Here is a 14347-nt window from a genome sequence, read left to right as displayed (position 1 = left end):
AGGGTTCGCGTGTCCTCCTCCGACTTCCCCGCGTCCGACGACTCGGTCCAGCCGATCTCCCTCTCCGCCATCGGCACCCCCCTCACCCTGGAGGACGTCAGCGCGACCGGCGGTTGCGGCGACGGGTGCGGGTGCGCCGGCGGCGGCATCGACATCGACGCCGATCTGCTCGACGCGTTCGTCACCGAGCAGGTGCTGGTCCGCCTGGAGTCCGAGCCCGCCTTCGTCGCCCGGTCCATCGCGGCACTCGCCGCCGGTGACGACCTCGATGCCGAACTGGCCGAGGAGATCGAGGAGTTGGAGTCCGACCCGGTGCTGCTCCTGGACGTGCTCGGGGCCACCCGCGAGACCCTGCCGGACATGGAGTCCGACGCCGTGGTGCTGCTCTTCCGCTACGTCATCGACCACGTGGCGCTCGGCCCGGAGGAGCTGCCGCTGGAGGAGCGCGTGCAGATCGAGTGGCGGGTGCCGCCGGTTCAGGTCTGACCCGAAGGCGCCCCACCCGGCTGCGCCGGCCCGTTCCCGGCGACCTCCGGGAGCGCGTCCGCGGCCGGGGGGAGCGCGACCGGCGACAGCGCGGCTGCGGCCGGCGCCCGACGCGACGCCGGCCGCAGCCGTCCCGAGAACAGGAACCCGGACCCGAGGCCGATCAGCGCCGCCGAGACGTGCCCGATCGTGGTGAAGTCCGGGAGATCACCGAACCACTGCACGGACGAGAACGGGTACAGCAGGCACGCGAGCGCCCACCAGGGCCGCAGCCGCCCGGGCAGCAGTGGTGTGACCGCCGCTATGGCCGCCATCGAGGCGTAGCTCACCCCGTAGTCGAGCGTGTACCGGGTGTCCGGCGGATAGGTCCCGGCGTCGATCGCCACGATCAGCACCACCGCCGTGACGAGCGTCGCACCCACGTGTCCGAGCACCGTGACGCCGACCGCCCGCAGTGTGCCGACCCGGTGCTCCAGGAACGCCATGCACACCCCGAGCCCGAACCCGATCGTCAGCACATTGCCGAGCAGGGTGCCGTGCACGTCCGCGACCATCAGGCTGCCCGCCATCGCGCGCACCGGATGATGGTGCAGATTGTCGAGGTTCGTGCTGATCTCGTCCAGGAGCCGATCGGCGGCGGCCTCGGACATGAGCCGGCCCACCACGACCCCGGTGATCGCGAGCAGGATCAGCACGGCGAACGTCGCCGGGCTGCGTCGCGGATATCCGACGAGGCCGCGCAGATGGCTCGCGGGGTTCCGACTCACGGTGCGACTCTCCTTGTGCCGGCGCGGGGACGCGGCGCGAAACCACCATGCTGCATCACCGGTTCGGGTCGCCGTGGCCCGGCCCCGGATCGGGGCGGCCGACGATTCGGTGGGTGCCGAAACGACCCGCCCCTACCGTCGTTACTCGCAAGCGCGTCCGCCACCGGTGAACGCTTGGAAGGCGGCCGACCCGGGCCGCCGGCACAGAGGGGTCCACGCGATGTCGGATACAGGTCTTCGCCCGGCGACCGGCGTCGATCGGCGCGCCGTCGCGGCGGCCGCGGTCACGGTCGTCTTCTGGGCGTCCGCGTTCGTGTCCATCCGCAGCGCGGGCGAGCACTTCGCGCCCGGGGCGTTGGCCCTGGGCCGGATGCTCGCCGGTTCGCTGGTGCTCGGCACGATCGTGCTGGTCCGCCGCGAGGGTTTCCCGCCGCGCGCCGCGTGGCCCGGCATCGTGCTCTCCGGCGTGCTGTGGTTCGGCGTGTACATGGGGGTGCTGAACTGGGGCGAGCGCAAGGTGGACGCGGGCACCGCGGCGATGGTGGTCAACATCGGCCCGATCGCGATCGCGCTGCTCGGCGGCTGGTTGCTCAAGGAGGGCTTCGCACCGCGTCTGCTGGCCGGCATCGGCGTCTCGTTCGCGGGCGCGGTGGTGGTGGGCGTCTCGATGTCCGACGGCGGCGGGGCCCCGCTGCTGGGCGTGGGCCTGTGCGTGCTCGCCGCGCTGTCCTACGCGGCCGGCGTGGTGGCGCAAAAGCCCGCGCTGCGGCACACCTCCGCGCTCCAGGTCACCGCGTACGGCTGCTTCATCGGCATGTCGTGCTGCCTGCCGTTCGCCGGGCAACTGGTCGAACAGGGCGCCCACGCACCGCTGTCGGCCACGCTCAACGTGATCTACCTGGGCGTCTTCCCCACCGCTCTGGGCTTCACCACCTGGGCGTACGCACTGGCCCGCACCACCGCGGGCAAAATGGGCAGCACCACCTACGCGGTGCCGGCCATCGTGGTGCTGCTCGCCTGGGTGTTCCTGAGCGAGGTGCCCGGCCCGCTGACCTTCGTCGGCGGCGCGCTGTGCCTGGCCGGCGTCGCGGTCTCCCGGGGCGGCGCCCGCCGGCCGGTCGCCGGACCCGACCCGAAGGCCGCCGATCGGCCGCCGGTGCGGCAGGATCTCCCCGGACGATGACCGGGACGAGGGAGATGTCGTGACAGCGGTGGGTCGGGTCCTGGCGGATCGATACGAACTCCTCGAACAGCGCGGTCGCGGTGGGCTCGGTCGGGTGTGGGCCGCGCGCGACCTCACCGAGTCGCGCGACGTGGCGGTCAAGCTGCTGCACGGGCCGCCGGACGACGAGGCCGCGGCGCTGTTCGTGCGCGAGGCGCGCACCGCGGCGGCACTGGAGCATCCGGGCCTGGTCGCCGTCCTCGACGTCGGGCAGGACACCGACGGCACCCCGTTCCTGGTCACCGAGTTGCTCACCGGCCGCGACCTGCGGGCGATGCTGCGCGCGGGCCTGCCCGAGCCGGCGAGCGTGGCGGCGTGGGCGGCGCAGGTCTGTGCCGCGCTCGAACACGCGCATCGGGCCGGCCTGGTGCACGGCGACCTCAAGCCCACCGACCTGTTCGTGTGCGAGGACGGCCGGGTGCGGGTGCTCGACCTCGGCCTGGCCGAGCACCTCGCGGCGGTCGCCGCGACCGGCACGCGCCTGCTGGGCACGCTTGCCTACACCGCGCCGGAGCGGCTGCGCGGGCGGGCCGCCGAGCCGCGCTCGGACCTGTACGCACTGGGCTGTGTGCTCTACGAACTGCTCACCGGCGCCCCGCCGTTCGGCACCGGCGACGCCGCCGCCACGGTGTACGCCCAGCTCGAGGCGATCCCGGAACCTCCCGAGCGGCGCCGCGCGAACGTGCCGCCACAGCTGAGCCGGTTGGTCCTGGACCTGTTGGCGAAGGACCCCGCACAGCGCCCCGCCGACGCGGCCTCGGTCGCCGCGCGGCTTACCGAGCCGCCCCCGCCGGCCCCGGCGGACCGCCCTCGGCCGCCCGCCGCACCGCCGCTGATGCCTGCTCCGCCGGTAGCGCCCCCGCCCGCCCCCTCGCGGCCCCCGCTCGGCCCGCCCGCCCCGGCTGCGTTCCCGACCCCGGTCGCGGCGTCCGGCACGGCCTCCGTCGAGGATGACGAGCCGCGGCTGCGCCGGGCGGCGGCGGCCGGTGATCCGGACGCCGCCGTGCAACTCGCCTACCACCTCGCGGACACCGGCCGCGAGACCGAGGCCGAGGCGCTGTACCGCGAGGCGCTGGCCCGCAACCACCCGGAGGCCGCGAACGATCTCGCCGACCTGCTCGCTGCCCACGACCGAACCGGCGAGGCCGAGGAGTTGTATCGCCGCGCGTTGGCACAGGGCCACCCGGACGCCGCGAACAACCTGGGCCGGCTGCTGGTGCGGCTCGGCCGGGCTCCGGAGGCCGAGATGCTCTTCCGGCACGCCTCGGCACACGGCCACGACGACGCGGCGAACCACCTCGGCCTGCTCCTCGCCGGCTCCGGTCGCCCGGACGAGGCCGAGCAGTTGTTCCGGCACGCCTACGCGCAGGGTCATCCGGACGCCGCGATCAACCTGGCCGGGTTGCTGGGTGCGCGCGGCCGGCTGAAGGAGGCGGAGAAGCTCTACCGCCGCGCGTTCACCGAGGGGCACCCGGACTCCGCGATCGGCCTCGCCGGGCTGCTGGAGCACCGCGGTCGCGCCCGCGAGGCGGAGGAGATGTACCGCCGTGCCCTGGCCGAGGGTCATCCGGCGGCGGCGGGTCGGCTCGCCCGTTTCCTCGACGCCCACGGCCGCGGGCAGGAGGCGATGTGGTTGCGCTCGTAGTACCGATGGGCCGGGCCCCGTCCGGCGGATCTCGGCGGATCCGCCGGACGGGGCCCGGACGACGGCGATCCGCCACGCACGAGAACCCGCCGGGTCCGTGCGTGGCGGATCGAGTGCCGCTACGCCATCGGTTCGTCGCGCTCGGCGTCCCGGCGATGTGAGGCGGCGCCCGCACGGCGTCCTTCGTCCCTGGCCTGCCACTCGGATGCCGTCTCGTCCGAGAAGTAGCCCTTGGCGGCGTCCCAGCGCACGGTCAGCGCGAACAGGACCACCAGGTCGAGCGCGATCACGATGGTGGACCAGACCGGGTGGGCGGCCAGGAAGCCGATCTCGCCGATGATGTTCAGCATCACCAGGAACGTACCGACCACACGGGCCCAGGTCGCGCCGGTGAGCAGTCCCCCGCCGACGAGCATCTGCAACCCGCCGAAGATCAGCAGGATGACGCCCCATGTGTTGTAGTTCCACACCAGGAGATCACCCGAAGGAGTGACGAAGTACCCGTCCGAGAACAGTGCCGTGAACCCCTGGAAGAGGTTGAGGACACCCAGGACGAGCAGAGTGCATCCGGCGAAAGCCACCCACCCGGACCATGCGCTCGACCTGCGGGTTGTGCTGTTCATGGCCTACTCCCAACCCCGGCCGGCCGGCCGGGAAGGTCTTGCCTCGTACCGATTGCCCGCCGTCGCGGGGATCCGCGACCTTGCAAGTCGGTCTCCTCGCACCTTGGCACGGCCTGTCATATTTTGCACCTTTTGCTTCATTGGAGTAGATACCCCGATTTGATGGAACCCGCCCCGGGACATTTGGTAACGAGCGGGGAGGGTGACATCGATGTCCGAGTCAGCGTCCGAATCGGGAGAGCCGGTCCGGGGCCGGCACCGATTGCGGCTCACCCTGGCGTGCGTCCTGCTCGCCCTGGCCTGCGTACTCACCCCGGTCGCGGTGACGGCCGCCTGGGCGGACGACGAGGTCGGCGACACCGATCGTTTCGTCGCCACGATGGCGCCACTGTCCTCGAACCCGGCCGTCCAGGCCGAGGTCGCCGATCGGGTGGCCGAGGGCGCCGTGCAGGCGGTGGACGTGGCCGGGCTGAGCGACGCGCTGCGCCAGGCGCTCGGGCTGGATCCGAACAACGGGTCCGGTCCGGTCTCCGGATCGATCCAGAGCCTGTTGAGCGGCGTGGCCGAGCAGGCCGCGCACGCGTTCGTCACGACCGACGCGTTCGGCGTCGTGTGGCGCGACGCGCTCCGCCTCGCTCACGCGTCCGCGCTGAGCGCACTCGAGGGCAAGGACGACGGCGCGGTGTCCTCCTCCGGCGGCGAGGTGGTGCTGGACCTGGGTCCGATGGTCGACCGCGTCCGGCAGAGCCTGGCGGGCCAGGGCTTGTCGATCGCGACGAACATCCCGAGCACCGACCGTCGGTTCGTGCTGCTGCACCGTGACGGGCTGCGCAAGGGGCAGGACGCGTTCCGTCTCCTGAACACCGCGGGCACGTGGTTGCCGATCGTGGTGGTGCTGCTCTTCGTCGTGGGCGTATGCGTGGCACCGCGTCGCCGCCGGGTGATCATGTGGGCGGCCCTGGGCACCCTGCTCGCCCTGCTCCTGCTCGCGATCGCACTCGCCGTCGCCCGCCGGTACTACCTGGACGAGTTGCCGCCGCAGATCTCCCGGGACGCGGGGGCGGCGATCTTCGACGCGCTGGTGCGGTTCCTGCGCCAGACCACCCGCACGCTGGCGGTCGTCGCCGCCGCGATCGCCGTCGCCGCCTTCCTGGTCGGCCCGGCGCGGCCCGCCCCGACGATCCGGCGGGTTTTGGCGGTCGGCCCCGACGCGGCGGGCGGCACGCTGGCCCGGACCGGCCTGGGCACCGGGTCGGTGGGCCGGTTCGTGGCCGAGCGGCGGGGTCCGATCTACGCCGCGGTGGGCCTCCTCGGCGGGATCTGGCTGGCCTGGTGGAACCACCCGACGGTGTCCTCGGTGCTGCTGGTCGTGCTGGTGGTCCTGGCCGTCCTGGCGGTCCTGGAGGTGGTCGCGGCGGCCGGGACCGGCAGGCCGGTCGAGGCCGGTCGGTGAGTGTCCGGGCGCCGTCACAGGGGTCCTTGGCGCGGCTCAACAAACCGGAGCGGCCGGTGCGGTGTTCACCCTCTTGATGGCGGTCCAGGTGGCCCGGTCGCTGCACCGGTTGTGCCGTCGCGCGTGGTTCGTGCGCACGGTCGGCTTCAGTCCGCTGCTGCCCAGCGCGCTGTTGACCGCGCCGGGCACGGTCGGCGTGCAGTACGGCTCACATCCGGTGATGCCCGGGGCGGTGGCCCGCGGTGTGGCCGAGTTCGGACCGTTCGGGCTGATGCCGACCCTGATGTCGTGGCTGGTCGCGGCCTCCGCGGTGGTGGTCTTCGCGATCACCATCGGTGCGTTCGTGGCCGAGGAGGAGCCGCCGCGCAGCCTGCTGGGTGCGCCCGAACCCCCGCGGCACATCGACCCGCCTCAGCTCTGACCGGAGGTCTGCCCGGTGCGCCGGAACTCCGACGGCGACTGCTGGACCCGGCGGGAGAACAGCCGGGCGAAGTAGGCCGGGTCGTCGTAGCCGACGTTGCGGGCCACCTCGTGGATGGACTGGTCGGTGGCCAGGAGCAGGCGCTTGGCCCGGGACAACCGGGTGCGCACGATGTACTCCTTGGGCGTGGTACCGGTCGCGCGTTGCATCTCGCTGCGCAGGCCCGCCTCGTCCAGGCCCAGCCGCCGGGCGTGCTCGCCGACGGTGAGCGGCTCGGTGGCGTGCTCGTCGAAGTAGCGGACCACGCGCGAGCCGTCCTCGTCGACCCGGATCGTCTTCAGGTCGATGATCAACTGGTGCACGATCGCGGAGGTGATCACCTCGCGGTTGGGCGCGCCCGGCTCCACCGCGGTCAGCAGCCGGTCGAAGCCCTGGCGCAGCGGCCGCACCCCGCCCAGCGACATCACCGGCTCGGCCCGGTCCAGGAAGCCCAGGTCCTCGTAGGCCGCGGCGGTCGGTCCCTCGAACAGCACCCAGTGCTCACGCCACCCGGTGGGGTCGGGGCTGTACGCGTGATACTCGCCGGGGAAGAGCAGAAAGGCCGCGGGCGCCTGGACCGGGATCCGCGGCGCGTGCCGGTTGCCCGAGCGGAACCAGCCCGATCCCCCGGTGATCAGGGTGAGTTGGTAGCAGCCCAGCACCCGGCCCTCGAACTGCATCGCGGTGACCTGCTGCCAGCCGACGCCCAGGCACACCAGACCGAGCCGCTGGTGTTCCCTGGCGGGCGTGAGGTAGCGCGCGAAGATCATGGTGCGCCGATCGTACGGCCGTGCGCGGCGGCGGCGAAGGGGTCGTTCACGCCTTCACCCCGCCCGCCACCAGATCGGTGCGCCAGAACCGCTGGAGCGACCAGAACGCGGCGACCAGCGGGATCACCGACACCAGCGCACCGACCACGACCAGGTTGGCGTGCGGCTGGGTGAGGTCGCTGTTCCAGGCGTTCAGGCCCAGCGTGACCGGCCACAGGTGCTGGTCGTTGAGCGTGATCAGCGGCAGGAAGAAGTTGTTCCAGACCGCGACCAGTTGGAACAGGAAGATGGTCACCAGCGCGGGCGACATGATCCGCAGCCCGATGGTGCAGAAGATCCGGAACTCGCCCGCGCCGTCCAGGCGGGCGGCCTCGATGAGTTCGTCCGGCACCGACGCCTCGGCGTAGGTCTTGGCCAGGAAGACGCCGAACGGGCTGACCGCCGCGGGCAGCAGCACCGCCCAGATCGTGTCGACCAGGTGCACCTTGGAGAGCATCAGGTAGATCGGCAGCGCGAGCATCGGGGTCGGGATCAGCACCGCGCCCAGGATCACCGAGAAGATCGCACCCCGGCCGCGGAACTTGTACTTGGCCAGCGCGTAGCCGGCCATCGCGGCCAGGAAGGTGGCCACCACGCCGCCGCCGACCGCGTACAGCACCGAGTTGAACACCCAGCGCAGGAAGATGCCGCCGTCCTCGCTGAACAGTTGCCGCAGGTTGGCGCCCAGGTTCCAGTCGGCGAACCAGAAGCCGTTGCTGTTGAACAGGTCGCCGGAGGACTTGGTCGAGGAGACCAGCAGCCACCACACCGGCATCAGGAAGTAGGTCGCCACCAGGAACAGGAACGAGGTGGTCAGCACCTGCGAACGCATCGGCGTGGCACGGCCCTTGCCCGCCTTCGCGACGGGCAGTGGCGCCCGATCGCGGGCCGGGCTCGCGGGCGGGGTGGTCAGCGTCGTCACAGCGAGGACCTGCCGTTCGTGAGCCGGGCGGAGAGCTTGAGGACCGCGAAGGACAACAGGCACGTGCCCAGCGCGAGCAACACCGAGACCGCGGCGCCCTGCCCGTAGTCGTTGTTCTCGACCGCCTTGTGGTACGCGGACATGATCGGGGTGTAGTCCGCGTCCAGGGACGAGGTCAGCGGTCGCAACACGCGCGGTTCGGTGTAGAGCTGGAGCGTGCCGATCACCGAGAACACGGTGGTCAGCGCGATCGCCGGGGCCACCAGCGGCACCTTGATCCGCCACGCGGTGCGCCACGGGCCGCATCCGTCCAACTCGGCCGCCTCGTACAGCTCTTGCGGGATGGCCTGGAGCGCGGAGTAGATGACCAGCATGTTGTAGCCGGTCCAGGTCCAGGTGACCACGTTCGCGATCGACCACAACACCGCGTCCTCGCCGAGGAAGTCGGACGGCAGGCCGACCGCGTCGAGCATGCTCACCACCGGACTGGAGCGCGGCATGTACAGGAAGGCCCACAGGATGGTGGCGATCACACCGGGAATCGCGTAGGGCAGGAAGTAGGCGGTGCGGAAGAAGCCCTTGAGCCGGGCCGACTTCGCGTCCAGGAGCAGGGCGAGCACCAGCGCGAGGCCGAGCATCACCGGCACCTGGACCGCGCCGAACAGCAGTACCCGGCCCACGCCGTGCCACAGCGCGTCGTCGTGCAGTGCCTTGGTGTAGTTCTCGAATCCCGCGTACACCCGCTTCGGTGGGGTCAGACCCAGGCCGGAGCGCTGCACCTTGTGCAGGCTCTCGACGATCGCGTAGCCGACGGGGACCGCGTACATCGCGGCGAACAGCACGCCGAACGGCGCGAGGAACATCAGGGGTGCGGACCGCCGGCGCTTGCGCCGCGGGATCGGTGCGCTCAAGGGCGGGCTCCCGGTGGATGGAACGGGTGGAATGGGTGGAACGGGGTGGAGTGGGATGGGCCCGACGGCGGCGTGCCCGCCGTCGCGCGCGAGGTGACGCGCGGACGGCGGGACACGTGCGGACTGCCTGTGGCGTCGGGGTGGTGACGGCGGGTCAGCCCGCGGCGGCCTTCAGGCCCTTGTCCTGGATGGCCTTGATCGTGGTGCCCTGGACGCCGGTCAGCGCGTCGGCGAGCTTGCCGTTGCCGGCGCCGGCCTTGCCGACCCGGTCGGTCAGGTCGGCGGAGACCTGGGTCATCGTGGGACCCCACTGCCAGCCGGCCGGGGCCTGGGCGGCGGACTCCTTGAAGATGTCGTAGATCTTCGCGTTGCCGAAGTACGCCGACGGCTGCTGCATCGCGTCCAGGCTCGCGCCGGACGTGGCTGCCGGGTAGATGCCCGCGTCCTTGACCAGCGTGGTCAGGCTCGCGGTGTCGCTGCTCATCCAGTCCGCGAAGGTGACCGCGGCCTTGGTGTTCTTGCAGCCCTTGAGCACGGCCGTGCCGGAGCCGCCGATGTTGCCGGTGGTCTTGCCGGTCGCGTCCCACTGCGGCATCGGCGCGACCGCCCACTTGCCCGCCGCGTCCTTGGCGTTCTCCTCCAGCAGCGCGGTGAACCACACCGGGCCGACATAGCTGGCCACGCTGCCGTCGCCGAAGCGCTTGTACCAGTCGGGGGTGAAGGTCGGATCGGACGAGACGACCTTCTTGTCCAGCAACTGCTGCCAGTACTGGGTGACCTTCTGCGTGCCGGGCTCGGTCAGCGAGACCTTCCAGGTGTCGCCCTCGGGCTTGAACCAGCTCCCGCCGTTCTGCCAGGCCATACCCGCGTACCACCACGGGTCGTTGCCGCCGAAGGCCGAGTAGGCCACCGCCGGGTCGGCGGTGTGCACCTTGTCGGCCTGCTGCGCGAACTCGTCCCAGGTCTTGGGCGGGGTCAGGCCGTTCTTGGCGAACACGTCGGTGCGGTAGAACATCGCCACCGGGCCGGTGTCCACCGGGATCCCGTAGGTCTTGCCCGCGACGCTCATCTGCGACCAGGCGCCGGCCGAGTACTTGGACTTGACCGCCGCGGCCTCCTTGTCCACGTCCTGGAGCGCGCCTTCGACCAGGAAGCTGGGCAGCGTCTCGTAGCCCATCTGCGCCAGGCACGGCGCGTTGTTCGCCTTCACCGCGGCGAGCATCTTGGCGTAGCCGCCCTTGGAGCCCGGCTCGACCTTGTTGTAGTTGACGTGGATGTCGGGGTGCGCGGCGTTGAACGCGGTCACGGCCTTCTCGTAGGCCGGGTTCCAGCCCCAGAAGTCGAGCTGGGCGGTGCCGCCGCCCTGGCCCCCGGGTGCCTTGTCGCCCTGTGCCGCCTTGTCGGTCTTGTCGGAGTCCGAATCGGAGCCGCAGGCGGTGAGCGCGGTCAGGGCCGCGATCGTGACCGCGACGGCGGCGTGGCGGGCCGTCTGGCGGCCTCGGCGCGAGGAGCGCGAAGCGGCGCGCAGCGACGAGCGCGAAGCGCGGTTGCTACCCCACATGAGGTGGCCGTCCCTTCGGGAAATGGGCAGGGCTCGACGGAGCCCGGCACGTGGTCGGAGGCAGTGGAGGCTGTCTTGGCCGCCGATCATGTGCCCTCCCCGACAAGGCGTCAACGGGTTGCCGCCGGGCTTGTGCTTTTGTCGAGATGATCCGCAAGAAAAGTCCAAGCGCGTGGTCACCGGATGGCAAGGTGGGTGAACCAGAGAGTATCCAGCCAGGTGAGAGCCTCGTACCGGCAGGTCGGTGGGTGTACAAAAGTCCACGACGCCGCGCAGAAGAGTGCATGTTCGGGTCGCGCGCCTCGTGCACGATGAACCGGACCCACCGCACGGATCTGCCCGAGGAGCGTCTTGACCACCCCCAGCCTCGTCCCGAGTCGAGACGGCTTCACCCTCGACGGCAGGCCGTTTCGAATGCTCTCCGGTGCCCTGCACTACTTCCGCGTCCACCCCGAGCAGTGGAACGACCGGCTCGCCCGGCTGCGCGGAATGGGCCTGAACACGGTCGAGACCTACGTCGCCTGGAACCTGCACGAGCCCACCCCCGGGCACTTCGACTTCACCGGCGGCAACGACCTGGTCGCGTTCCTGCGCGCGGCCGAGCGGCACGGCCTCAAGGCGATCGTTCGGCCGGGTCCCTACATCTGCGCCGAGTGGGAATTCGGCGGCCTGCCCGCGTGGCTGCTCAAGGACCCGGGGATGCGGTTGCGCTGCGCCCACCCGCCCTTCCTGGCCGCCGTGGACCGCTACCTGGACGCGGTGATGCCGCTGCTGGAGCCGCTGCTCGCGGAGCACGGCGGGCCGGTGATCGCGCTCCAGGTGGAGAACGAGTACGGCAGCTACGGCAACGACGTCGCCTACCTGCGGCACCTGGTCGAGGCATTGCGCCGGCGGGGCGCGAACGGGTTGTTGTTCACCTCCGACGGGCCCACCGAGCCGATGCTCCAAGGCGGGACCGTGGCCGGGGTGTTGCCGACGGTCAACTTCGGCTCGCGCGCGGACGAGGCGTTCGCGATGTTGCGCCGCTGGTCGCCGGACGGGCCACCGGTGTGCATGGAGTTCTGGAACGGCTGGTTCGACCACTGGCGCGATCCGCACCACGTACGGGACGCGGCGGATGCGGCGGGCGTCCTGGACGACATGCTCGCGGCCGGCGGGTCGGTCAACCTGTACATGGCGCACGGCGGCACCAACTTCGGGCTGATGAACGGCGCCAACGAGGTCGAGGGCGTCTATCAGCCGACGGTGACCAGCTACGACTACGACGCGGCGATCGGCGAGGCGGGCGAGCTCACCGAGAAGTACTGGGCCTTCCGCGAGGTGATCGGGCGCTACGCGCCGCTGCCGGCCGAACCGCCGCCGGCGCTGCCGCCGCGGATCAAGCTCGGCGAGGTCGCGCTGCCCTCGGCGGCGGCACTGCTCGCGCACGTCGAGGACCTGTCCGCGCCGGTGTACTCGCCCGGCACGCTCACCATGGAGGAGCTCGACCAGGCATACGGCTTCGTGCTGTATCGCACCTGGGTCAGCGGCCCGCGCGAGGCGGCGCCGCTGCACGTGGACGGGCTGGCCGACCGGGCCCAGGTGTTCCTGGACGGGGTGCCGGTCGCGGTGCTCGACCGGAGCGAGGGCGGCTCGGCCTCGTGCGAGTTGGCCATTCCCGCGGGCGGTGCGCGGCTGGATCTGCTGGTGGAGAACTGCGGCCGGGTCAACTACGGGTCCGGGTTGCACGACCGCAAGGGCATCACCCGGGGTGTCCGGCTGGAACGGCAGAGTCTGTTCGGCTGGCAGATGTACCCGCTGCCGCTGGACATGCCGGGCGGCCCGATGTTGCCGGACGCCGCCGGGCCGATTCCGGCGGGCGTACCGGTGCTGCGCTCGGGCACGTTCGAGGTGGAGACGGTCGGGGACACGTTCGTCCGGCTGGACGGGTGGACCAAGGGTCTGGTCTGGATCAACGGCTTCCTGCTCGGCCGCTACTGGTCGGCGGGGCCGCAGCGCACGCTGTACGTCCCGGCTCCGGTGTTGCGGGCGGGGGCGAACACGGTGACCGTGCTGGAACTGCACGGCCCCGGCGCGGCGCAGGTCTCGTTCGTGGACACGCCCGATCTCGGCGAGCCCGCGGCGGCGCCGATCGCGTAGGACGGGCCTCGGGCGCGGGGCCGGCTCGTTCAGTCCGCGTCCGGTTCGCTGACGCCGCCTCGGCGGGCCAGGTGGATGAACAGGCGGGCCGAGCGCTCCCGGGCGTCCTCTCGGCAGACCAGCATGATGCCGCGGCGCAGTGGTGGGTCGAGTGAGCGGATCGAGGCCGAGTCGCCGAAGACGTCCTCGGCGACGTCGCGGTACCACAGCAGCGAGCCCTCGCCGTTGAGCACGCCGGCGACCCAGTTGACCCGGTCGTTGTGCTCGCAGCGGGCGATCGGCCGCACGCCCATCTCGGCGAACATCGCCTCGAACTGGGAGCGCCGTTCGCTGCCGCGTCCGGGCAGCACCATCGGCAGGCCGTCGAACGCGCTCCAGGGCACCGGGTCGGGCAGCCGGGTGTGCAGCGGCGAGACGAGCACCACCTCCGCCACGGCGAGCCGGTAGGTACGCAGGTCGCCGGGGCCCGGCGCGTCGGCCACCCCGATCGCGGCGCTGCCCGCTCGTACCGCGCCGAGCACCCCCTCGCGCCCGTCGTACCGGGTCACCTCGATCGGCGCCTCGGGGTGCTCGGCGGTGAACGCCGACACCAGTCGGGCGACATGCCCGATCGCGAGGGTGGAGGTGGTGGCCACGGTCAGGGTCGGCTCGGACTCCGGGCCGGCCGCCCGGCCGATGTCCTCGATCGCGGTGACGGTGTCGAGCACGGTACGGGCGAGCCGGACCACTCGCGAGCCCTCGGCGGTCAGTCCCACCGTCCGGCCCTCGCGCACGAACAGTTCGGCGCCCAGCTCGTGTTCGAGTGCCTTGAGCGCCCGGGACAGCGCGGACTGGGCGACGTAGAGGGCTTCCGCTGCCGCGGTCATGGTGCCGAAGTTCGCGACGGCGACGAGGTAGCGCAGCTGCTGGAGGGTCACGCGCCGCACCATAACGGTCACGCCGGCCATAACGGCAGGGTGCGAAAACGGGCAATTCGCTTGTCGGGTTCGGCCGTTACCCCGATTCGGCCGGATCATCACGGCATCGGTGTATGCCGAGTGGGCAAGGTTCGGGGCCGCCCACCCCCTTGACCGAAGCCGGTCCGACGGCCCGATCGGGCGGTGTCGACTGGGCGGACCGGGCCCGAGAGGCGTTTGCCCGAGTTTTCCCGAGCCGGGTCCGGCGGCCGGTTCGTCGTTGACACCTGGATGTCCGAAAACAACGATACGGCCCAGCGTTTCGACTACGGCCGATATTTCGATTCCGTACCACTTTCGACTGCCGGATACGTCCCGACATCGGCATCGATGCGGCGATTCACCGTGCCCGGAAACGAATTCGCGCGCCCATTCCCCCACCGTCCTTTCGCC

General features: G+C 71.6%; 13 protein-coding genes. 6 read left to right on the top strand and 7 right to left on the bottom strand.

The genetic code is table 11. The features are described from left to right. Positions 1-9 precede the first annotated feature (9 nt). Positions 10-486 (top strand): hypothetical protein, encoded by a 477-nt coding sequence (locus A3IC_RS0134580; protein ID WP_020554659.1) that lies wholly within the window; start codon positions 10-12, stop codon positions 484-486. On the opposite strand, the gene A3IC_RS58215 is transcribed toward A3IC_RS0134580, so the two are convergent. Then, positions 477-1253: a rhomboid-like protein gene (locus tag A3IC_RS58215; protein ID WP_020554658.1), complete on the bottom strand. Its 777-nt coding sequence runs from the start codon at positions 1251-1253 to the stop codon at positions 477-479. The genes A3IC_RS0134580 and A3IC_RS58215 overlap by 10 nt on opposite strands. 220 nt (positions 1254-1473) lie before the next feature. Here A3IC_RS58215 and A3IC_RS0134570 point away from each other — a divergent pair, with 220 nt between their 5' ends. After that, on the top strand, positions 1474-2436 hold the full coding sequence (locus tag A3IC_RS0134570; RefSeq protein WP_020554657.1) for a DMT family transporter: 963 nt from the start codon (positions 1474-1476) through the stop codon (positions 2434-2436). A 19-nt stretch (positions 2437-2455) separates the two neighbouring features. Continuing rightward, positions 2456-4120 carry a serine/threonine-protein kinase gene (locus A3IC_RS63030; protein WP_079026858.1) on the top strand — a complete coding sequence of 555 codons (1665 nt, stop codon included), beginning with the start codon at positions 2456-2458 and terminating at the stop codon, positions 4118-4120. 119 nt (positions 4121-4239) lie between these two features. Here A3IC_RS63030 and A3IC_RS58205 read toward each other — a convergent pair whose 3' ends face one another. Further along, the gene (locus tag A3IC_RS58205) at positions 4240-4743 is read right to left on the bottom strand and encodes a DUF7144 family membrane protein (RefSeq protein ID WP_158696208.1); all 504 of its coding nucleotides are present in this window, start codon (positions 4741-4743) and stop codon (positions 4240-4242) included. Between the two features lie 211 nt (positions 4744-4954). On the opposite strand from A3IC_RS58205, the gene A3IC_RS66945 reads away from it, so the two are divergent. After that, a complete protein-coding gene (locus A3IC_RS66945) occupies positions 4955-6196 on the top strand; it encodes a hypothetical protein (protein WP_052173945.1) in 1242 nt (413 codons plus the stop codon). A 61-nt stretch (positions 6197-6257) separates the two neighbouring features. Further along, positions 6258-6617, top strand: a complete 360-nt coding sequence (locus tag A3IC_RS0134550; protein WP_020554653.1) for a hypothetical protein — start codon at positions 6258-6260, stop codon at positions 6615-6617. Here A3IC_RS0134550 and A3IC_RS0134545 read toward each other — a convergent pair. The 4 genes from A3IC_RS0134545 to A3IC_RS0134530 form a co-directional block, all read right to left on the bottom strand. Continuing rightward, positions 6608-7426, bottom strand: a complete 819-nt coding sequence (locus tag A3IC_RS0134545; RefSeq protein WP_020554652.1) for an AraC family transcriptional regulator — start codon at positions 7424-7426, stop codon at positions 6608-6610. The two genes, A3IC_RS0134550 and A3IC_RS0134545, sit on opposite strands and share 10 nt — an antisense overlap. 46 nt (positions 7427-7472) lie before the next feature. Next, positions 7473-8387: a carbohydrate ABC transporter permease gene (locus tag A3IC_RS0134540; protein WP_020554651.1), complete on the bottom strand. Its 915-nt coding sequence runs from the start codon at positions 8385-8387 to the stop codon at positions 7473-7475. After that, positions 8384-9250, bottom strand: coding sequence for a carbohydrate ABC transporter permease (locus A3IC_RS0134535; RefSeq protein ID WP_020554650.1), 867 nt, complete (start codon positions 9248-9250; stop codon positions 8384-8386). The genes A3IC_RS0134540 and A3IC_RS0134535 overlap by 4 nt, the downstream gene beginning before the upstream one ends. Before the next feature lie 202 nt (positions 9251-9452). After that, positions 9453-10859 carry an ABC transporter substrate-binding protein gene (locus tag A3IC_RS0134530; protein ID WP_020554649.1) on the bottom strand — a complete coding sequence of 469 codons (1407 nt, stop codon included), beginning with the start codon at positions 10857-10859 and terminating at the stop codon, positions 9453-9455. 351 nt (positions 10860-11210) lie between these two features. Between A3IC_RS0134530 and A3IC_RS0134525 the strand changes: the two genes are divergently transcribed. Then, complete coding sequence (locus A3IC_RS0134525) at positions 11211-12998, top strand: glycoside hydrolase family 35 protein (protein ID WP_026219079.1); 1788 nt, start codon at positions 11211-11213, stop codon at positions 12996-12998. A gap of 29 nt (positions 12999-13027) precedes the next feature. Here the strand turns inward: A3IC_RS0134525 and A3IC_RS58195 are convergent, their stop codons facing one another. Further along, positions 13028-13915: a LysR family transcriptional regulator gene (locus A3IC_RS58195; RefSeq protein WP_158696207.1), complete on the bottom strand. Its 888-nt coding sequence runs from the start codon at positions 13913-13915 to the stop codon at positions 13028-13030. Positions 13916-14347: the final 432 nt, after the last annotated feature.

The organism is Embleya scabrispora DSM 41855, assembly GCF_000372745.1.
GTDB classification, from domain to species: domain Bacteria; phylum Actinomycetota; class Actinomycetes; order Streptomycetales; family Streptomycetaceae; genus Embleya; species Embleya scabrispora.
This window is presented reverse-complemented; position numbering and strand designations above follow the sequence as displayed.